General features: G+C 68.9%; 20 protein-coding genes and 2 pseudogenes. 12 read left to right on the top strand and 10 right to left on the bottom strand.

Annotation, left to right across the window (positions count from 1 at the left end; all coding sequences use genetic code 11):
- The 3 genes from G6028_RS12245 to G6028_RS12235 form a co-directional block, all read left to right on the top strand.
- The coding region (locus G6028_RS12245; RefSeq protein WP_479682429.1) for a histidine phosphatase family protein at positions 1 to 807 on the top strand (807 nt) is incomplete at its 5' end.
- Between the two features lie 3 nt (positions 808 to 810).
- A complete protein-coding gene (locus tag G6028_RS12240; RefSeq protein WP_182659026.1) occupies positions 811 to 1,422 on the top strand; it encodes a TlpA family protein disulfide reductase in 612 nt (203 codons plus the stop codon).
- Positions 1,419 to 2,279 (top strand): cytochrome c biogenesis CcdA family protein, encoded by an 861-nt coding sequence (locus G6028_RS12235; RefSeq protein WP_370650904.1) that lies wholly within the window; start codon positions 1,419 to 1,421, stop codon positions 2,277 to 2,279. The genes G6028_RS12240 and G6028_RS12235 overlap by 4 nt, the downstream gene beginning before the upstream one ends.
- Positions 2,280 to 2,302: 23 nt before the next feature.
- On the opposite strand, the gene G6028_RS12230 is transcribed toward G6028_RS12235, so the two are convergent.
- The 3 genes from G6028_RS12230 to G6028_RS12220 all read right to left on the bottom strand — a co-directional run bounded on the left by G6028_RS12230 (position 2,303) and on the right by G6028_RS12220 (position 4,953).
- Positions 2,303 to 3,673, bottom strand: coding sequence for an HNH endonuclease signature motif containing protein (locus tag G6028_RS12230; RefSeq protein WP_182659025.1), 1,371 nt, complete (start codon positions 3,671 to 3,673; stop codon positions 2,303 to 2,305).
- A 77-nt stretch (positions 3,674 to 3,750) separates the two neighbouring features.
- The gene (locus tag G6028_RS12225; protein WP_182659024.1) at positions 3,751 to 3,999 is read right to left on the bottom strand and encodes a hypothetical protein; all 249 of its coding nucleotides are present in this window, start codon (positions 3,997 to 3,999) and stop codon (positions 3,751 to 3,753) included.
- Between the two features lie 12 nt (positions 4,000 to 4,011).
- Entirely contained in the window at positions 4,012 to 4,953 is a 942-nt protein-coding gene (locus tag G6028_RS12220) for a hypothetical protein (protein WP_338404212.1), read from the bottom strand.
- Between the two features lie 73 nt (positions 4,954 to 5,026).
- Here G6028_RS12220 and G6028_RS12215 point away from each other — a divergent pair, with 73 nt between their 5' ends.
- Positions 5,027 to 5,755, top strand: coding sequence for a DUF3558 family protein (locus G6028_RS12215; protein ID WP_338404211.1), 729 nt, complete (start codon positions 5,027 to 5,029; stop codon positions 5,753 to 5,755).
- Between the two features lie 149 nt (positions 5,756 to 5,904).
- Complete coding sequence (locus G6028_RS12210) at positions 5,905 to 7,644, top strand: WXG100 family type VII secretion target (RefSeq protein ID WP_182659021.1); 1,740 nt, start codon at positions 5,905 to 5,907, stop codon at positions 7,642 to 7,644.
- Here G6028_RS12210 and G6028_RS12205 read toward each other — a convergent pair.
- From G6028_RS12205 to G6028_RS12195, 3 genes are all read right to left on the bottom strand, one after another.
- Complete coding sequence (locus tag G6028_RS12205; protein WP_338404210.1) at positions 7,639 to 8,139, bottom strand: cupin domain-containing protein; 501 nt, start codon at positions 8,137 to 8,139, stop codon at positions 7,639 to 7,641. The two genes, G6028_RS12210 and G6028_RS12205, sit on opposite strands and share 6 nt — an antisense overlap.
- A 138-nt stretch (positions 8,140 to 8,277) precedes the next feature.
- Complete coding sequence (locus G6028_RS12200; RefSeq protein ID WP_182659020.1) at positions 8,278 to 8,454, bottom strand: hypothetical protein; 177 nt, start codon at positions 8,452 to 8,454, stop codon at positions 8,278 to 8,280.
- Positions 8,444 to 9,442 carry a hypothetical protein gene (locus G6028_RS12195; RefSeq protein WP_182659019.1) on the bottom strand — a complete coding sequence of 333 codons (999 nt, stop codon included), beginning with the start codon at positions 9,440 to 9,442 and terminating at the stop codon, positions 8,444 to 8,446. Before G6028_RS12195 ends, G6028_RS12200 begins: the two co-directional genes overlap by 11 nt.
- Before the next feature lie 211 nt (positions 9,443 to 9,653).
- Between G6028_RS12195 and G6028_RS12190 the strand changes: the two genes are divergently transcribed.
- Together G6028_RS12190 and cynS are read left to right on the top strand one after the other, a co-directional pair.
- A complete protein-coding gene (locus G6028_RS12190; RefSeq protein WP_182659018.1) occupies positions 9,654 to 10,511 on the top strand; it encodes a formate/nitrite transporter family protein in 858 nt (285 codons plus the stop codon).
- Positions 10,512 to 10,543: 32 nt separating this feature from the next.
- Positions 10,544 to 10,993: a cyanase gene (cynS, locus tag G6028_RS12185; protein WP_182659017.1), complete on the top strand. Its 450-nt coding sequence runs from the start codon at positions 10,544 to 10,546 to the stop codon at positions 10,991 to 10,993.
- Positions 10,994 to 11,010: 17 nt separating this feature from the next.
- Here the strand turns inward: cynS and G6028_RS12180 are convergent, their stop codons facing one another.
- On the bottom strand, positions 11,011 to 12,102 hold the full coding sequence (locus G6028_RS12180) for an NAD(P)H-dependent amine dehydrogenase family protein (RefSeq protein WP_182659016.1): 1,092 nt from the start codon (positions 12,100 to 12,102) through the stop codon (positions 11,011 to 11,013).
- An 8-nt stretch (positions 12,103 to 12,110) separates the two neighbouring features.
- Positions 12,111 to 13,112, bottom strand: coding sequence for a 3-ketosteroid-9-alpha-monooxygenase, oxygenase component (locus tag G6028_RS12175; RefSeq protein WP_182659015.1), 1,002 nt, complete (start codon positions 13,110 to 13,112; stop codon positions 12,111 to 12,113).
- Between the two features lie 92 nt (positions 13,113 to 13,204).
- On the opposite strand from G6028_RS12175, the gene G6028_RS12170 reads away from it, so the two are divergent.
- Positions 13,205 to 13,849, top strand: a complete 645-nt coding sequence (locus tag G6028_RS12170) for a TetR family transcriptional regulator (RefSeq protein WP_182659014.1) — start codon at positions 13,205 to 13,207, stop codon at positions 13,847 to 13,849.
- Between the two features lie 115 nt (positions 13,850 to 13,964).
- Here G6028_RS12170 and G6028_RS12165 read toward each other — a convergent pair.
- Positions 13,965 to 14,336: pseudogene (locus tag G6028_RS12165) on the bottom strand (SRPBCC family protein); the annotation flags it as partial.
- A gap of 187 nt (positions 14,337 to 14,523) precedes the next feature.
- On the opposite strand from G6028_RS12165, the gene resB reads away from it, so the two are divergent.
- Positions 14,524 to 16,215 carry a cytochrome c biogenesis protein ResB gene (resB, locus tag G6028_RS12160; RefSeq protein ID WP_182659013.1) on the top strand — a complete coding sequence of 564 codons (1,692 nt, stop codon included), beginning with the start codon at positions 14,524 to 14,526 and terminating at the stop codon, positions 16,213 to 16,215.
- On the top strand, positions 16,212 to 17,210 hold the full coding sequence (ccsB, locus tag G6028_RS12155) for a c-type cytochrome biogenesis protein CcsB (RefSeq protein WP_017835842.1): 999 nt from the start codon (positions 16,212 to 16,214) through the stop codon (positions 17,208 to 17,210). Before resB ends, ccsB begins: the two co-directional genes overlap by 4 nt.
- Before the next feature lie 398 nt (positions 17,211 to 17,608).
- Here ccsB and G6028_RS12150 read toward each other — a convergent pair whose 3' ends face one another.
- The gene (locus G6028_RS12150; RefSeq protein ID WP_182659012.1) at positions 17,609 to 18,154 is read right to left on the bottom strand and encodes a hypothetical protein; all 546 of its coding nucleotides are present in this window, start codon (positions 18,152 to 18,154) and stop codon (positions 17,609 to 17,611) included.
- A gap of 311 nt (positions 18,155 to 18,465) precedes the next feature.
- Between G6028_RS12150 and G6028_RS12145 the strand changes: the two genes are divergently transcribed.
- Together G6028_RS12145 and G6028_RS12140 are read left to right on the top strand one after the other, a co-directional pair.
- Entirely contained in the window at positions 18,466 to 19,197 is a 732-nt protein-coding gene (locus G6028_RS12145) for a response regulator transcription factor (RefSeq protein WP_422110535.1), read from the top strand.
- A pseudogene (locus tag G6028_RS12140) lies at positions 19,197 to 19,416 on the top strand (two-component sensor histidine kinase); the annotation flags it as partial. The gene G6028_RS12145 and the pseudogene G6028_RS12140, both read left to right, overlap by 1 nt.

Here is a 19,416-nt window from a genome sequence, read left to right as displayed (position 1 = left end):
CCGCCCTCGCTGGGCGGGTCCGCGGCCACCGCGCGCCCCGTTGAGGCCTCCGCACCGCAGCAGCAGGAGGGGGCCGAGGCGTACGGGGCCGCGCCCGGAACGATCTCCGCTCCGGGCGAGCCGGTCTCGTCGTCGTCGTCGTCGGCACCTCGTGACTCGTCGGCCCGCGGGACCGAGACGCAGACCATCGTCCACCTGGTCCGGCACGGCGAGGTGCACAACCCCGACGGAGTGCTGTACGGCAGGCTGCCGGGCATCCGGCTCTCCGAGCTGGGGCGCAGTCAGGCCGAGACCGTGGCACGCACACTCGGGCAGGGGCACGACATCGTGTCGATCGTGGCCTCGCCGCTGCAGCGCGCCCAGGAGACCGCCGCCCCGTTGGCCGAGGCGTTGGGCCTGCCGGTGGGGATCGACGCCGACATCATCGAGGCAGACAACCGCTTCGAGGGCAACAAGGTCGGCGGCCGGGGCGGGGCGCTGCGCAACCCGCGGTACTGGCCGATCCTGGTCAACCCGCTGCGGCCCTCGTGGGGTGAGCCGTACCTGCAGATCGCGCACCGGATGATCGGGGCCGTGTACTCCACGCTCGACACCGCCCGCGGCCACGAGGCGGTACTGGTGAGCCACCAGCTGCCCGTGTACACCACGCGACGGTTCCTCGAGGGCCGCCGACTGTGGCACGACCCCCGTTCGCGGCAGTGTTCGCTGGCCTCGATCACCTCTCTGGTCTTCGAGGGCACCACGCTGCGTGACATCGTCTACACCGAACCGGCGGGTGCGTCCGACCCGTCGCAGACAGGAGCCTGAGCCATGCGTCACCCCAAGACCGCCCTCGGCGCCCTACTCCTCGCAGTCGCCCTCGTCACCGGTGCGTGCGCAACCAGCACGGACGCGGTGGTGACGGGCCCCGAGACGTTCGAGTTCGTCAGCCCGGACGGCCAGCTGGAGATCAACTACGACCCCCCATCCGAGCGCAAACCTGTCGCGACTCTCACCGGCCCGGATCTGATGGACCCCGATCGCACGCTCAACGTCCAGGAGGACTTTGAGGGGCAGGTCGTGATCCTCAATTTGTGGGGCCAGTGGTGTGGCCCGTGTCGCGCCGAGTCCGACGATCTGCAGCGGTTGCAGGAGGAGTTCGAACCGCAGGGCGCGACCGTGTTCGGCATCAACCTGCGGGACCCCAACCGGCAGAAGCCCGTCGACTTTGTGGAGGACAACGGCATCACGTTCCCCTCGATCTGGGATCCGAGCAACGCCGCGGTGGCCGCACTGCGCGGCTTCCCGACGTCCGTCGTCCCGGCGACGATCATCCTGGACAAGCAACACCGGGTCGCCGCCGTGTACCTGGCCGAGATCACCGATGACAAGCTGCGGGACACCGTGTCCGCGATCCTGGCCGAGGAGGTCGAGCCGGTGTGAACCCGGAGATGATCCTTCTCGCGCAGAGCGTGGGCGAGACCTTCCAGCAGACCGTGGCCAGCGGCCCGATCCTGCTGGCGCTGGGCGCATGTGTCCTGGCAGGGCTCGTGTCCTTTGCCTCGCCGTGCGTGATCCCACTTGTGCCCGGCTACGTGGCGTACCTGGCCAGTGTCGTGGGCGCCGACCGTCCCCCGGTCACCGTTGCCGCCGCGGAGCGCCAACGAGCCGCCACGGCGACGATGACCCTGGAGGAACGCCGCACCCGCCGTTCCTCGCGTACGCGGGTTGTGGTGGCATCGCTGCTGTTCGTGGGCGGGTTCACCGTGGTCTTCGTGGCGCTCAGCGCCATGGTGCTGGGCACCGTGCAGTACCTGGCGCCCCAGCAGGAGTTGCTGCAGCGCCTCGGCGGCGTGGTGACGATCCTGATGGGGCTCGTCTTTATCGGTCTCGTGCCCACCCTGCAGCGGGATACGCGCATGCAGCCCAAGGCGCTTTCGACGTGGGTCGGCGCGCCGATGCTGGGCGCCGTCTTCGCGCTGGGCTGGACGCCGTGCCTCGGCCCGACGTTGGCCGCGGCGCTCTCCGTGGCCGCGGGCACGGGTGTCGACGCCGCTCGAGGCGTGCTGCTGATCGTGGCGTACTGCCTCGGACTGGGGTTGCCCTTCGTATTGGTGGCCTTCGGTTCCACCTGGGCGATGCGGACCGTCGGGTGGCTGCAGAAGCACACCCGCGCGATCCAGGTGTTCGGCGGCGTCATGCTGATCATCGTGGGCCTGCTGCTGCTCTCCGGCGCGTGGGCCCTGTTCATCGACTGGCTCCGGGACTTCGCCATCTCGGACACCACCCTGCCCATCTGAGCGGCGCCTGACAACCCCCGCGGTCACGCGGCCTCCTCGACGATGCCGGCCGCGCGGAGGCGTGCGTGGATGGCATGGTCGAGGTCGCGAAGGAGCCCGAAGGGCAGGATCGGCGCCTCGAGTGACGTCAGCGGTGGCGGTCCCGCCTTGGCCGGCGGCGGGTCGGCGGCCCGCGGTGTGCCGGCGGGCGGGATCCATCGGACTCCCTGCGGCGCGGTGCGGTCGGGGATCGTGCTCCAGCCGGTGTCGTGGATCATGGCGTGGCAGTCGCCGCTGGCCAGTGCGAGTTGATCGATGTTCGTCAGTCCTCCGGCTGACCAGGGTGATCCGCTGTGGTGCGCTTCGCAGTGTCTGGCGTCCTGGTCGCAATCCGGGTGGGTGCAGCCACCGTACGCCGCGAACAGGGCGAGCCGTTGGTATCGAGAGGCGGTCCTGCGGCTGCGGTAGAGCCTGAGGTCCAGCTCCTGGTCGCACAGCGCGAGGAACCAGTGGTTGCCGCGCGCCATCGCCAGCGCCTGGGGCACGGGAACGCGGATACCCCCGTCGGTCTGGCCGCAGCCGGCCAGGGTGGTGAGTTGATCGAGGTCCATGCGCACCACGATCGCCGCCGGCGCTCCGGTCTTGCGGGCGTCGGCGGACAGGGCCAGGTGCAGGGCGTGGACCATCGCGTCGTGCATGCGTTGGCCGTCGGTGCGGGTGTCTGGTGCGTCCGCGTCAGGCCACAGCCGGCCGGGCTGGCCCCAGCGGGCGTGGACCTCGCGCATCAGGGCCGCGAGTTGCGGGTCCATGGTCATGCTGGCGCTGGCCATCAGGTCCAGTCCCTGGCCCCCGCAGGAGACCGACCTGCGGCGCGCCCGCTCTTCGGCGCCTCGTTCGGTGCGGCCCGGGTCCAGGGTGTCGAGTAGCTGGTGCGCGTGCTCCTGCAATTGCCGGGTGGTGGACTTCTCGGCAGCCTCGAGCAGTTGCTGTTCCAGGCGATCGCGCACCTCGTCGTCACACTCATCCGACAGCGCGGCCAGCGCCTTACCGATGATCCTCAGCTGCCCGGCCGAGACCGTGCCGGCACCGCTGGCGCGCATGCGAGCGGAGTCGGCGATCCCGGCATCGTCGAGGCGTCCGCGGGCCTCCCCGGGCGCCAGACCCAGGCCGCCGGTGAGCATCTGGCGGTCGTTGACGAAGCCCATCTGGCGGGCGGTGCCCGATTCCCGGGCCGCGGCCATGACCCGGGCCTGGGTCGCGCGGATCCGGCGTTGGGCCTGTTCGAGCGCGACGAGCTCGGCGTGCAGCTGCGTCGAGGAGGTGTCGGTCCAGTCGCGTTGTAGGTGCAGATCGAGTGCGGCGAGGATCGCCCGCAACTCTCCACCCACGCTGTCGCCGTTCCCGTTATCGCTCATGTGTTCGATTAGATCACCCGGGTACGACATTGTCCGTCGACGCAGTTCACGCGGCGTATCGACCGATCCGGAGGCCGTTACCAGGGCCAGAACGCCTTGATCATCGGCGAGATGAACAACCAGGCCAGCGACAGGTAGAAGATCACGACTGCCGCGATGAGGGTCACCACGTCGGACGGTTGGATCACGGACTTGAGCTGCTGTCTGCGATAGGCCACCCGGCGGTCCAATTCCTCCCAGCGCTGCAGTTGAGGGTCGATGTCCGTGTCCGCCTCGGCCCCCTCGCCGACGTCTGCAGGTTCTCTTTCGTTCTGGGTGTGGTCCATCCGGGTTCCTTTCTAGATCGCGTAGTGGTACTGCCGGAGCAGCAGGTCATGATGTTCGGTCACCGATTTGTAGGCCAGTTCGCCGAACTTCTTGCCCATGGGGGATCCTGCCGCTGCCCCTGCGCCGGCCCCGACGAGTGCGCCGTAGGGGCCGGCGTAGGAGCCGCCACTGGCTCCGAGCAGCGCCCCGCTCGCCATTCCGCCGCCCAAGGCGCCACCGGTCTCCGTAGCGATCTCGAAGGCACTTCCTTCGCCACGGGCGAACCGATTCACGCCGTCGTACACCGTCATCCCGGTGCCCAGGGGGCCCGCGACCTTCCCGACGAAGCGAAGTCCGGCGCTGGCCCGCCGGCCGTAGTCGTCGGGGGCGGGGTTGAGAACATGCCGACCGCGGGTGACGGGGTCGAGTTCGTCGGCGCGCCTGGGGAGCCCCGCGGACATGGCGCGGGTGAGCGCGTCGACGGCGACGCCGGGCCAAGGATCATCCGGGCCGGGGATCGGGCCCCTGTTGGGCTCCGGTGGGATCGCGTCGTGCAAGCGCGCGGCGATTTCGTCGAGTGTGCGTCCGTAGTGCTGGTCGAGTGAGGCCACGACGTCCAGAGCCTCTTCGATTGCCCCGGCATACTCGTCGACCTCGGCCTGGGTGATGTCGTCGCGGCCGGCAGCGGGCGCGAGCGAATCATCGCGGACGACCAGGCCGCGAGCCTGGGCTTCGGAGATCCGGTCGCGAACCACCTGTACCGCAGGGTCGAGCGCATTACCCGCCTGTTCAAGGGTCTTGACCAGGTCGTCGAGATGGCCGGCAAGCGCGTCGATGTGGCGCAGCTCGGAGTCGACGGCATGCAGCACCGCGTCAGCGGCGACGCCCTCCCAACCCATGGCGAGGCTGTGGCGCCCCTCGGAGAGGGCCCCGCGCGCCTCCTCGGCGATGGCGAGCCGACCGGCGCTGGTCACACGCGCCGTCGTCACGCCGCGGGGGTCCCATAGCCGCACCGCGCCCGCCGAGTAAGTCACCCGATCTCCTCCTGTGACTCGTGTTCCGTCACCAGGTACGACGGGGCACGTCAGCGGCCGGTTCCATCGCCGAACGGATTCTTCGGAGGAGCCGTCACGAATCGGGTGGAACCATCTGGTTGGTCGGGGCGTCAAACAGATCGTGGGGACATTAAGAGGACCAGCCGCCGCGCTCGCGGCCTGCGCGGTGATGTCCGCGTGCGGAGTGAGTCAGGACAACGACCAGGCGACGACGACGAGCCCAGCGGCCGCCGAGGAGACGATCAACCCCTGGGATCTGCCGATAGAGCAGCGGCCCGCTCTCTTCGACCCGTGTGCCGAAATTCCCATCGAGGCGGTGGAGCAGGGGGTCGGTTCGATTGTGGCCGAAATACCGAAGTTCTATAACCGCGAACCTGGTTCGCTCATCTCCTGCGGATGGGGAAACGATGAAGCGCAACTCAGTCTCTTGGCGACGTGGAAATCTCGTAATGACTACCTTGCCGATAATACATTCAATGTAGAGAACGCCCAAGCGCGCGTTAGCGGAAGAACTGGTCTTCGACTCTCTGATCAGGGAGACCTGTTTAATAGTTCTTGCGTTCAGCTATTCTTCACCTCTCGTGGCGCTGTTTGGATGCGGTTAGACCTAGTTACGGGCCTCAATGAATTTAAAGGCGATAGCCTTTCGAAGGCGTGTGAGGTTATCGATCAGGCGATACTCCCACTTATCGACTTTGTTCCCGAAGGAGACATTCAGTGACCGTCCATCTTGAACCGGGAGTCGCTGAATTGTGCGTTAGTCGCTGCGGCGACTTTATCAACGAAGTGACCCAGGACCTTACTGGGGGGATGATTGCCGGTCAGGGTTCATCGCTCGGCGCCTTCGACACCGCCCGGCAAATCGGCACCGTGTATTCGCTATTCGTGGGAGAAGACCTGCGAACCTTGCTCAACGGCTATGTGGATCAGGCGAAGGCCATGGCCATGCTCTTCGCCGCCGCCGGTGGGTTGATCGAGGCGCAGGATGAGGCGGTGGCGGCGGCGCTGGGGAAGGCGGCGCAGGAGCCGGCCGGGTTGCAGAGTTTGGGGTTGTTGGGTTCGCTTGGATCGACGACCGCGATTCTCGATTCAGCCGACGGGACCAGCACGCTGCACGGGTATGACCGAGTGGGACCCGAGGAGGTATCGGGCGCCCCACTGGCGAAGATGGTCTCCGGGGCACAGGCTCTGGATCCGGCGCAGTTCCAGCAGGTGCGGGATCGAGTCAGCACCGTCGCGACAAGCCTCCACACGGCAGCGGCAAACCTTCGCAGCGGCCTGGGCAACGCACTGGGCAGCCAGTGGCAGGGTGAGTTCGCTACCCAGGCCAGCACCTCGGTGGGATCGTTCACCGAATCGGTAGACAGACTGGCCACGGTCCTCGAAGTGGTGGCCACCAAGGCGAGCACCGCCGAGGACGGTTTCAGCACCACCAAGTCGCGGATCGGCGAGGAGTCCGCAACGCTCCAGGCCGCCCAGGTCAACACCCCGGGCTTCGGCTACCTCCACGGCCCTCCGACCCTCGAATCCGCTGCCGCGATGGCCGCAGCCCAGGAGGCCGCCGAAGAACAGGCACGAGCGATCGTCAACACCGTTTACAGCCCCGCGGTGATGGACGCCAACCTCGCCGACCTGGACATACCCAGCCCGTACCGCGTGATCTCGACGTCGGCGCTGGGTGGCGCGAGTGGACTCGACCTGGTCTCGGCCTGGAACGTGGACGGGGTCGTCCGACCCGCTGGTCCGGCCGCACCCGGCCACGCCGCCCTCGCCGCCGCCGGGGGAGGAGGGAATCCGGCCGGAGTCCCCGCGGTCGGCGCAGGTGCTGGCACGGGGACGACGACGAGCCTGCCCGCCGCAACCGACGCCCCCACCGAGCAAGCGCTTCTGACCTCGCGGAACGGCGCGGTCGACGGCGGGGGAGCGGTGGCCGCCGCCACCGGACAGACAGCTGCGGGGGGTGCGAACGCCGGCGGAACACATGCAGCCGGCGTGAACGCCTCGACCCATCCCGCCGCCACCCCGTTCGCACCGATCACGGGAGCGAACGGGCAGCCGATAGGAGCAGGCGGGGGCGCCGCGAGAGCGCGGGGGATCCGCAACGGATCCCAGCGTGATCGCGGCTTCGGTACCGCTGCCGGAATGCTCGGCGGAGGCGCCGGGGGTGCGGGAGCAGGAGCCGGGGCGGCCAGGATGGGTGGCGCAGGCACCCTGGCGGGCTTCGGGAGCCCGGGCGGCTTCGGAACCGGCGGACCGACGGCAGGAGTACCGGGCGGCGGCATGTCGGCAGGCTCGGGACCCGCGGGAGCACCCGCAGGGGCGTTCTCGTCGTCACATGGTGGTTCTCAAGCCAGCCGCGCAGGAATGATGCCGATGGGCATGATGGGCGCGGCAGGGGCCGGACAGAACGAGGGCCGACGCGGTCACACGCCAGCCGGGTACCTGACCAACGCCACCAACACCTCGGAGATCATAGGGGAACCGGTCAAGGTTGCTCCCGCAGTCCTGGGGCGAACGCCGCCTCCCGACGATGCCGCCGCCGAACAAGAGCAGCAGCAGGAGACCGCCTATGTCGGCCGGGTCGTCGGACGGCCAATCGTTGGATCATGACGGCGGGCCCTTGCCCGACCGACGTCCACTCCTAGAACGCCAACCCGTGCCGCTCCACCAGCGGCATCGTCGCCTCGAAGTCGATCTCCGCGCCGTACTCGGCAGCGAGCGAGGGGAGCGTATCGGGGGAGTACCCCCTCCCGGCTCGGCGAGGCGGCGGAACAATGCCTCGAGGCCGCCCGGCACGATGATCTCGAGCACACGGAGTTCGTCGTCGCCAGCATTCCAGAACGTGTGCCAGCGACCGCGCGGCTTGGCCAGGAGGTCCCCCGGCGTCGCCGTGATCTCGACGCCCTCCTCGATGAAGCCGATGGTGCCCGCCAGCACGAATGTGTACTCGTCTTCCCGGCTGTGCCGGTGCATCGGGGCGGCCAACGTCCTGGGGTTCACGATGTGCTCGATGATCGCGACCCGGCCGCCGGATACCTGGCTCTCGATGAGGTACCGGTCCAGCAGTCCGGGTTCGCCCGTCACGTCGCCCTGGCCTGCGCGCACGACGTGAGGACCAGGAGGCGTCTTTTATCATCAATGCCGCTCATCATGCAAATCATACGACCGCGACCCCGGCGCGGGAACCCCCGGCGCGGGAACCCCTGGCACGCGGCCGCAGCCGGCATGGCCGAGCGAGTTCCACTAGAAGTACGCCGCCCAGACCAGGCCGACGATGAACAGTGCGACCCCCAGGAGGAACTGCGTCCGGTTCTGTATGTCATGCCACAAACTCGCCACGAAACGCTTCTTGATGTCGGCCCAGCGTGAGAACGGCGGATCGCCTTCCTCGGCCGGGCAACCGTCCGGCTCAGTTGCCATCCTCGGTTCCTTCCGCATCTGGGCCGGCGTCGTATACGGCATCGTGCACCGCGCCGCCGACTTCCTGTCCCGCCCACGCACCGACCCCGGCGCCGATCCCGGCCCCGATGAACGTGCCCACAGGCCCGAAGAACGACCCCGCAGCCGCTCCGGCAAGAGCTCCGCCGGCCATGCCGCCGCCGAGAGCCCCGCCCGTCTCGAGAATTGCTTCCGCGGCAGTGGTCTCTCCCCTGGCATACCCCGTGACGCCCTCGTACGCCGTGAACCCCCCGCCCGCGGGCCCGGCGAGCCGGCCGGCTCGCCGAAGCAGTCCGGCGGCCCGACGCCCGGCGTCGTCGGGCATCGGATCGGCCTTGTGTCTGCCCCGCGTCTCGGGATCGAGTTCATCCGCGAGAGCAAACGCCCCTCCTTTCACGGCCCCGGTCGCGGCGGTGATCGCGGTCCCCAGGACAACCGCATCCGGCCCCGGGATAGGGCCCCTGTCCACCTCCGGCGGGATGGCCCGATACATCATCCCGGCAACCGCGTCGATCTCCCGGCCATAGTGCTGATCCAACGACCCGACGGTGGCCAACGCCTGGCCGAGCGCCTCGACATGCCCGTCGACGACATCCTGGGTGATCTCGTCGCGACCGGCAGCCGGCCCCACGGAGTCCTCGCCCACCACGAGCCCGGCGGCCTCGGCCTCGATGATCCGATCGCGAACCGTCTGCACCGCCGGCCCCAACGCGGCGGCGGCCCGGGAGAGGGCGTCGGCCAGATCCCCGAGCCCGTCCGCGAGCTTGGTGACGTGCACCTTCTCGCCCTCGGCGGCGTCCAGGACCGCGTCGGCCGCAACGCCGTCCCAGCCCCCGTCCAGCGCTGATCTCCCGGCAGCCAGAGCCGTCCGTGCCTCGACAACCAGTGCCTCCCGCTCGGCGACAGCAGACCTCGCCGTCGTCGCGCCCCCGGCATCCCACCGCCTGACCCGGCCGATCGTGTACCCCACTCCGGTCCTTTCTCACGCGCCGTCACAGTGTTTGACGGCGCGACACCCATTTCGGTTCCACCGCGGGCTGAACCCGCACCTCACCGTGCGGCCGGCGCGAGGTGAGGGCTCGGTTACCGGTGTGCGGTCCGGGGTAACGACCGCGTCACATAGCTCGGCCACACTCACTCCGGTACGTCCGCACGCCCGCCGCACAGCTGGAGGCAACGAAGTGTCCTACGTCCAACCCTCGGACTTCACCCGCGCGATGATCGACGCCGGAGCGAGCAAGGTCCGCATGTCCACGCGTGACACGCTCATCCGGAGCTTCATGGCGGGCGCCATCCTGGGCCTGGCCGCCGCGTTCGCCATCACCGTCACGGTCGAGACCGGCAGCGCGCTCCTCGGGGCGGTGCTCTTCCCCGTCGGCTTTATCCTCCTGTACCTGTTGGGCTTCGATCTGCTGACCGGGGTGTTCACGCTCGTCCCGCTGGCACTGCTGGACAAGCGCAAGGGGGTCACGGTCCGGGGCATGCTCCGGAACTGGGGCCTGGTCTTCCTGGGCAACTTCGCCGGTGCCCTCACCGTGGCGTTCCTCATCGCCTTCATCACCACCTACGGGTTCAATGTCGCCCCGGACGAGGTGGGCCAGCGTCTCGGCGAGATCGGTGAGTCCCGGACTCTCGGATACGCCGAGCACGGGGCGGCCGGGATGCTGACCCTGTTCTTCCGCGGCGTGCTGTGCAACTGGATGGTCTCGACGGGCGTAGTGGCGGCGATGATGTCCACCAGCGTGAGCGGCAAGGCGCTGACCATGTGGATGCCCGTGATGCTGTTCTTCTACATGGGATTCGAGCACTCGGTGGTCAACATGTTCCTGTTCCCGACCGGCCTGATGCTCGGCGGCGAGTTCTCGCTGGCCGACTACCTGGTGTGGAACGAGATCCCCACCGTCATCGGCAACCTCGTCGGCGGGCTCTGCTTTGTGGGTCTGACCCTGTACGTCACCCACGCCCGCACCAAGGCGCAGCGGCCGCTGCCGGAGGAGCCGGCCGAGCGCGAGGCCGACCGCGAGCCCGCCTCGGTCTGAGCGACACATGACCCCATCCGAGAGGAACCCCGATGACCCCCATCATGTCCAAACACGACGCCGCCGCCCACGTGGAGTCCGCCCGCATCCGCCAGGGACGCACCTGGGCAGAACTGGCCGATCACCTGGGCGCACCGCTGGTGTGGACCACCGCGGCCCTGCTGGGCCAACACCCGATGTCCGCCGAGCAGGCGCGGTCGGTGTGCACACTCCTCGGCCTGGACGAGGCCGTGGCGGAGAGCCTGGCCCTGCAACCGAACCGAGGGACTCCGCCGGAGGTGATGGCCGACCCGACGATCTACCGGTTCACCGAGGCGCTGTCGGTGTACGGTCCTGCGCTCAAGGCACTCATCCATGAAGAGTTCGGCGACGGGATCATGAGCGCGATCAACTTTACGGTGGACTTCGCGAGGCGCCCGGACCCCGACGGAGACCGCGTGGTGATCACCCTGGACGGGAAGTTCCTCGACTACCGCTGGTGACGGCCGGCGCCGGCCCGTTACCTCGCGAACCTGCCGGCAAACGCCCGCAGTGGCAGATCAGCACTGGTCACGACCCCGGCGGGCGCGGCGATGACCGACCTGATCGAGTTGAGCGCGGGCAGCCCGGTCACGGTCATGCCGATGGACGCGAAGTCCTCGGGATCGGAGAGGTCGACGCCGGGGGCGGGGAAGATCATGTGCTTGTTGTAGATCTGCGGATCGCCCCTGATCATCGTGATGTAGCACCCCTTGATGTCCCACTTGGGCTCGGTGAGTGGCGTCATCTGCCATTCGAGGTGGGTCTCGATCCGCGGCACCCCGTCGACCATCCCCAGGTACTTGATGTAGCTCCCGCCGAGGGACCCCTCGGGTAGCCGGTACCAGCCCAGGTCGACGTCCTCGGTGCAGGCGCCCAGTTCGCAGTCGAACACCACCTCGTCCAGCTCGAGGTCGAACGCGTCGGCCATCATGTACACCGAGTCCGCGAACACCTCGGTGTACTTGCGCAGCATCCCCGGCAGCGCGGGATCGTCGACGGGCCTGCCGTAGCCGACCTCCGTCCAGGTGTCGGCGGAGTGGTGACAGGACACGTCGACGGACTCGATCGTGGTGACGTTCTCGATGTCGGCCACGTCGGCCGAGGCGACCAGGCCGAGGATCTGGTTGAGGCCCGGGTTCATGCCGGTTCCGTAGAAGGTCGCCCCGCCGGCCTTCGCGGTCACGTCCAGGATCTCCCGCCACGACCGACCGGACGGGTGCGGATGGTTGAGATCGCGGTGGTGCCCGGTGATCCAGTCGGCGGTGGTGACGATGTTGATGCCGGCCTCGAGGACCTGCAGGTAGAGGTCCTCGTCGGGGAAGACGCCGTGGAACGTCACCACGTCCGGCCGGGCCGCGACGATCTCCTCGACGGTGCCGGTCGCGACCACCCCGACGGGCGCGATGCCGGCGAGTTCGCCCACGTCCCGGCCGACTTTCTCGGGCGTGTAGCAGTGGACGCCCACGAGTTCCAGATCCGGGTGGCTGCCGATCCGCCTGATCATCTCGCTGCCGACGTTGCCGGTGGCGACCTGGAACACGCGGGCGGGCTCACTGGTGCTGCTGGTCATCTGAGGTGTCACCTTTCGGGGAGTGGATGATCGGGATAGAACTGGGTAGCCCATGTCCGCAGAGCGGTGAACCCCTCGTATTCGCCGGGGGCGAGCGCGGCGGGGTCGGAGTACTTCTGGTGCCTCCAGATGGCGAGGTCGGCCTCGAACTGCTCGATCACGCCGCGGCCGTGCCTGGCCGCGCGCTCGGCGGACTCGGCGTCGCCCAGGTCCGGGCGCCGGCGGATCCAGACGGAGAACCGGACGTCACAGGTCTCGTCGTCGACCGGGGTGACGCAGGTCGCGGTGCGGTTGTCGACCATCCCGTGACTTCGGGTGACGGCCACTCCCAGCCCGCCGTTGATGGCCTCGACTCCGCTGTCGACCTCCTCGATCGACCCCGGTGAGCCCTCGAACGCGATGGTGAAGTCAACGTAGGAGACGGGCTGGTCGAAGTCCTGCCTGGTGAAGACCGGGATGATCGGCACCTTGTGGACGAACTCGAAGTGCGCGAAGTCGACCCCGTTCTCCAGGACGTACTGCGGATGGAGGTGGAGCCGCTCCTCGACGAGCGTGGTCCGCGGGTGGCACGGGTGGTAGTCCTCGGCGCGCGTGCCGTCGTCCCAGCTGGTGAAGACGTCGGGCACGTCGAAGTACGGCTCGCGGCCCTCGAGGTCGTGCCAGAGGTAGATCGACTCGTTCCGCTCGACCACCGGGTACGTCCTGATCTTGCGGCCGAGGTTCGGGCGGTCCGCGTAGGGGATGGCGGTGTTGCGCCCGTCCGGGTTCCACTGCCAGCCGTGGAAGGGGCACTGGATGGTCTCGTCGACCACGGTGCCGCCGTGGCCGAGATGGGCGCCGAGGTGTTTGCAGTACGCGTCCATGACGGTGGCCCGGCCGGATCGGCTCCGCCAGGTCACCAGGTCCTCCCCGAACGCGGTGACCCGATGGACGTGCCCGACCGGGACCTCGGCGGACCACGCCACCTGGAACCACCCGGTCGGCTTCATGGGGAGCGGGGGCTTGGGCATCGGCGGACTCCGTTCTCGGCTCGAACCGGCAGGAGGTGGCAACCGCCATCCACAAAAACAGAATGGCGATTCTGCGAAGGTAGCATCGAGCCGTGGAGGCCACAGGGATTACGACGACGACGACGAGGACCGGCGACCGTGAGGAGAAGCTCCACGGCTACCGCCGACAGATCCTCCGCGCCGCGGAGCGCGAGTTCGGCAAGGCCGGGTTCACCGCCACGCCGATGAACGCGATCGCGGCCACCGCCGGGTTGTCGCTGGCCACCGTGTACAAGTCCTTCTCCGGCAAGGCGGAGATCTGGGACGCCCTGCACCGCACGCGGATGGACGCCCTGCTGGAGGCGGTGCGCGAGGCCGACGCCGGGGAGCCGGGACTCGAGCGCCTGCTCACCGGACTGCGTCGGGTCTTCCTCTTCCTGGCGGCGCACCCCGCCTACCTCGAGATGAACCTCCGGGCCGGTGGGGGATGGGCGAGCAGCGTGGAGGGCGCCCACGGGATCCAGCGCACGGTGTGGAGCTCTGGCCTCGAGGTGATCGCCGCCGGGATGCAGGCCGCGGCGGACCGGGGGGAGCTCGCCGGCCTCGATCCGCGCATCGCCGCGGGGATGGCGATCTCCGCGCTCCAGGTGTGGTTGTCCGAGTGGGTGGCGTCGGAGCGCGCCGAGGATCCGGAGGTGCTCGTCGACGACATGACGCGGCGGCTGCGCCTGCTGTTGACCAGCTGCAGTGACGACTAGCTCGGGTACCTCTCGGCCGCCAGGGCGCTGAGTCGCCGCAGGAAGCGGCGGAACAGCGGTTCATCACCGGCCGGACCGCAGTGAGCGAGAGGTTGGTCGCCGCGTTGCCGTGCATCGCCAGGGTCCACGTGAGTCGGCAGCCGCCCTCGGTGGGCACGATGTCGTAGGCCTCGGCGAAGGCGTGGATCCCCTTGGTGGAGCTGGCGTTGAACCGGAATGCCATCCGGCGCTCCGGCTCCCACGCCAGGAACTCCTCCTCGCCGACCAGGCCGCCGAGCATGTGGACGGTGCGGGTGGTGCCCACGCCGTACGGGGGCTCGCTGGTCCAGACCACCTTGGTGATCACGCCCGCCCAGCGCGGCCACGAGTCGGCGTCGACGAAGATCTCGAACAGCTGTCGCGGCGTGGCGGGGATCGCCACGCTGTTGGTGAAGCGGAACCGGGCGGTGTCGGTGTACTCGACGTCCACCGGTTCACAGGGGTGCATGGTCGGCATCGCCCCTCCTCTCGTCTGACCCCTGGAGGTCCATGTCCCGAGGGTAGAACACGTTCTTGTCCCGTGGGTCGGTCAGGCGGGCCGAGCCCTCACAGAAACCGCTCAGGAGCCCCCGACTAGTCTGGGTCCAAACCGGCGCCGCGACAGGTCGGCGCGCCGCGAACCGCAGATGGACCCCATGCCAGAGCCCAGAACCGCCGCCGCCCGCTCCACGCTGGGCACCACAACCGCATTCCTGCGCAACTCATGGCGCACCCTCACCGCCATGCGCACGGCGTTGATCCTGTTGTTCCTGCTCGCCGTGGCGGCGATCCCGGGCGCGCTCCTGCCCCAGCGCAGCCTCAATGAGGGCAACGTCAACGACTACATCGCCGAGAACGGCTGGCTGGGCGAGTTCTACGACCGCCTGCAGCTGTTCGACGTGTTCTCCAGCTGGTGGTTCACCGCCATCTACGTCCTGCTGTTCATCTCGCTGATCGGCTGCCTCACCCCGCGCTGCTTCGAGTTGGTCCGGCAGCTGCGCACGCCCCCGCCGCTCACTCCCCGCAACCTCTCGCGCCTGCCCCATCACGCCGCGTACCGCACCACGGCCTCACCCGAGCAGGCCGCCGACCAAGTCAAGGCCCAGCTCAAGGGCTGGCGGGTTCGGCGGAACGACGGCGACGGCCGCGTCCCCGGCACCATCGAGCTCTCCTCCGAGCGCGGCTACACGCGCGAGGTGGGCAACATCGTCTTCCACTTCGCCCTGCTCGCCCTGCTGATCACCTTCGCGGCCGGCAAGTTCGTCTACGCCGAGGGCATGCGGGTGATCATCGCCAACGCCGAATCGCCGGCCTTCTGCAACACCACCCCCAGCGCGTATGACACGTTCCGCGCGGGACTCCTGGTCGACGGCACGGATCTCGAGCAGTTCTGCATCAAGATCGAGGACTTCCGCGCCGACTACCTGCCCAACGGCCAGGCCGAGATGTTCACCTCCAACGTGCGGTTCACCGAGGAGGTCGCGACCACCGATCCGCAGACGTGGGAGCCGTACGAGATGCGGGTCAACCACCCTCTGCGCGTCGGGTCGACCCGCGTCTACCTGCAGGGCCATGGCTTCGCGCCCACCTTCACCGTCACGTTCCCCAATGGCGAGACCCGCACGGACACTCAGCACTGGCAGCCCACCGAGCTGCAGACGTTCTTGTCGTCGGGCATCATGCGCTTCGACCCGCCGGCCGGCCTGTACCCGGACCTGATGGAGCGGCGCACGCAGCAGATCGCCGTGCAGGGCCTGTTCGCGCCCACGGCGTCGTTCGACGGCACCATTCTGAGCTCGCGCTTCCCGCGGATGGACGACCCGGCGGTGGCGATCGACGTCTACCAGGGCGACGCCGGGCTCGACACCGGCCGCCCGCAGTCAGTCTTCTCGCTGGAATCCGACCTCATCGAGACCGGCGCCCTCGAGCGGCAGGCGCGCGTCAACCTCTTCCCCGGCGAATCCACCACCCTCCCCGACGGCACCGAGGTCCGGTTCGACGGCGCCGACGAGTTCATCAACATCCAGGTCTCCGAGGACCCCACGCAGATCTGGGTGGGTGTCTCGGCCGCGGTGATGATGGCCGGACTGATCCTCAGCCTGATGGTGCGGCGCCGCCGCATCTGGGCGCGCGTGACCGTCGACGACGACGAGGTGACCCGTGTCGACCTGGGGGGCCTCGCCCGGACGGACCGGATGGGCTGGGGATCGGAGTTCGACGAGCTCCGGGACCGGCTCGTCGCAGCGGCGGCCGTCACACCTGTCTTGCCCGAGGAGCCCGACTCGGGACACACTGCAACCAGTCGCGGCACCGCCGGCGACGCTCCGCGGAAGGACGACACCCGGTGAACTCTCTGATACTCGCCCAGGGCCTGCCCATCGACGAGACGCTCTCGACGTACAGCGACCTGGCGTTCCGCACGTCGTTCGCCATCTATGTCCTGGCGCTGATCGCCTCGCTGATCTACTACGCCGGCTTCCGGGTGGAGAAGGTCTCGCCGAGGCAGCTCGCCGGCGCCGGCGGGCCGGGACTCACCGAGTCCACGTCTCTCACCGATACCGGCGACGAGGACCGCGCGTCCGCGGGCAACGTGCGCTGGGCGCGTATCGCGCAACTGTTCGTCACGATCGCCTTCGTGTTCAGTGCGTCCTCGCTGGTGCTCCGCGGTGTGGCGACCGACCGTTTCCCCTTGGGCAACATGTACGAGTTCATCCTGGCCACCACCGTTCTCGCGGTGGGCACGGGACTGGTGTTCCTGCGCAAGCCCGCGTTGCAGGTGGCGTGGCCGTTCGTCCTCGCCCCGGTGTTGCTGCTGCTGTTCTTCGGCGGGACCCATCTGTACTCCGAGGCCGCCCCGGTGGTGCCCGCACTGCGCTCGTACTGGCTACCGATCCACGTGACGATCATCTCGTTGGGCTCGGGCATCCTGCTCATTCCGGGCGTCGTGTCGATCATGTACCTGCTGCGCGTGTGGCAACCCCAGGGTCAGGAGAAGGGGTGGGCCACGCGACTGACCCGGCCGCTGCCCGCCGCCGAAACCCTGGACCGGTTGGCGTACCGCACCACGGTGATCGGCTTCCCGATCTACAGCGTGGGCATCCTGCTCGGGGCGGTCTGGGCGGAGAGCGCGTGGGGCCGCTTCTGGGGCTGGGATCCCAAGGAGACCGCGTCGTTCATCTCCTGGGTCCTCTACGCCGGGTACCTCCACGCCCGCGCGACCAGCGGCTGGGGCCCCAAGAAGGCGGCGTGGATCAACATCGCGGGTTTCGTGGTGTTGGCGTTCAACCTCTTCTTCATCAACATCGTGGTCTCGGGCCTGCACTCCTACGCCGGGCTGAACTAACCCCCACACTGCCCCGCCCTGCCCTGCCCCGCACCGCCCCGGCCTGCTGTGGTTGGTCGACATCACGCTGTGATTGCTTGACATCTCGCAGCTCCCCGCGCGGACTCTCGCGCATTCTGGCGACCAACTGGGCCGGCTGTCCTCGTGGCCGTGCTACTCGCTGCTCCGGGCGGCGGACCAGGTTTGTCCTCGACATCACCCGCGTGAGCTGGGGTGCCCTGCAACCCGGTTGCAGGGCACGGAGGTGGTCGCGCCTCTGAGCTGGGAGAGTGCGACGACGACGATGAGTTCCGGTCGCCACCGGGCATTCAACTGCTCGGTGGGCCGTCCGGGCCGGGGCTGGCGGAGGGGCTCATCTCGAGCATTCAGCTCGAGCGCCCTGACCGACCACGAGCCAGTCAGAGCTGCGCGAGCAGGTCCTTCCAGACGGGCTTCCAATACTCGATCGCCTCGGCCGAGTCGAGCTTGGTGTGCGTCAGCCCCACCGTGGACTTGCCGTTCTTCTTGTCGCTGAAGTTCAGGGCCACGCGCGTGCCGTCGGCCAGCGGGACCCGCCAGTAGCGCCACTTCTCGCTGCTCGAGGTGGCGGGGTGAGTCTCGACCTCTACGCCGCCGAATTCCTTCCGGTCTCCGGCGAGCTCCACCCATGCCTGAAGCGCCGCGTCCATGTCCCCGGTGACGGTCCGCGAGGTCGACAACTGGAAGTCGCCGGTGCACGACTGGCCCGGTACCCGCAGGCCGGCGTGCTGCTCGTAGGCGATGGCCGTGCCCTGGGCCCACCACTCGGCGCGCTCGACCGACTCCGGCATCATCCCCAGGGCTACCTTCGCGATCGCCGAATGCGCCATCTCCCGCGCGCCGGCCTGCTCGAGCATCTCGACCCACTCGTTCCACGACCGGCCGGTGGCCGAGGCGATAGCAGGGGTATTGGAGGGCTTCGTCATCCCCTCATGCTGCCCCAGCGGGGCGCGGGCGGTCGTCGGTTCCTCCCGGAACCGCTCCGAAAAGTGAGCTGCCCTCCGGTGCCCTGCACCCCCTCCGCAGGGCAGCCCAGGTCAAGCGGGGTTCCCGAGCGCGAGGTAAGACCACGACCAGAGCCAGGTACACGACCAGAACCGTGACCACGACGACGAGTTCCGCTGCCGCGCCACGATTTCATCCACCCGCTGGGCCGCCCGTGCAGGTGCCAGCGACCGCGGCTCCCAGCCACCTGCCAGCGAGCTGCCGGGGAATCGCCACGATCCCTCGGCATACTGTGCACGTGGACGCCACAGCGAGCAACGCCCCCGCCGCCCGGCCCGAGGCCCGGGTGCTGGTGGTCGACGACGAGGAGAACATCGTCGAGTTGCTGTCGGTCTCACTGCGGTTCCAGGGGTTCGAGGTCGAGACCGCCCGCACCGGCGCCGAGGCGATCGACAAGGCCCGCCGCTTCCGGCCCGACGCGGTGATCCTGGATGTGATGATGCCGGTCATGGACGGTTTCGACGCGGTCAAGCGGCTGCGCGCGGACGGCTGTGACGCGCCGGTGCTGTTCCTCACCGCGCGGGCCGCCGTGGCCGACCGGGTCGCTGGGCTCACCCTGGGGGCCGACGACTACGTGACCAAGCCGTTCAGCCTCGAGGAGGTGGTGGCACGGTTGCGCACGATCCTGCGTCGCGCGGGCACGCTGTCCGGGGCCGAGCGCAGCTCGCGGCTCACCTTCGCCGACCTGGAGCTGGACGAGGACAGTCACGAGGTTCGCAAGGCGGGCCGGGCCGTCGCGCTCTCGCCCACCGAGTTCACTCTCCTGCGATATCTGATGGTCAACTCCGGGACGGTGCTGTCCAAGGCGCGCATCCTCGACCACGTGTGGGACTACGACTTCGGCGGAGACGGCGGCGTGGTCGAGTCCTACGTGTCGTACCTGCGCAAGAAGATCGATACCGAGGAGCCGAGACTCATCCACACCATCCGCGGCGTCGGCTACGTGTTGCGCGAACCGCGCTGATGCCCAGTTCGCCGGGCTTGCCCGCCTCGTCGTCAACCGCGGCCGCCGCACCCACCACGCGGCGTCGCGCGGTCCCGCTGCGGGTGAGTCTGGTCCTGCTCGCGGTGGTCCTGACCGCGCTGGCGCTGGTGGTCTCGGGGGTCGCTGTCACCCGCGCTCTGGAGGCCTCGATGCTCGAGCGGACCGACGCCGCGCTGCACCAGGCCGAGCGCGGGTGGG

This window comes from Dietzia cercidiphylli, from assembly GCF_014145145.1.
Classification (GTDB): domain Bacteria; phylum Actinomycetota; class Actinomycetes; order Mycobacteriales; family Mycobacteriaceae; genus Dietzia; species Dietzia natronolimnaea.
Note: the sequence above shows the minus strand (reverse complement) of the source record. Positions and strands in the feature narration are given on the sequence as shown.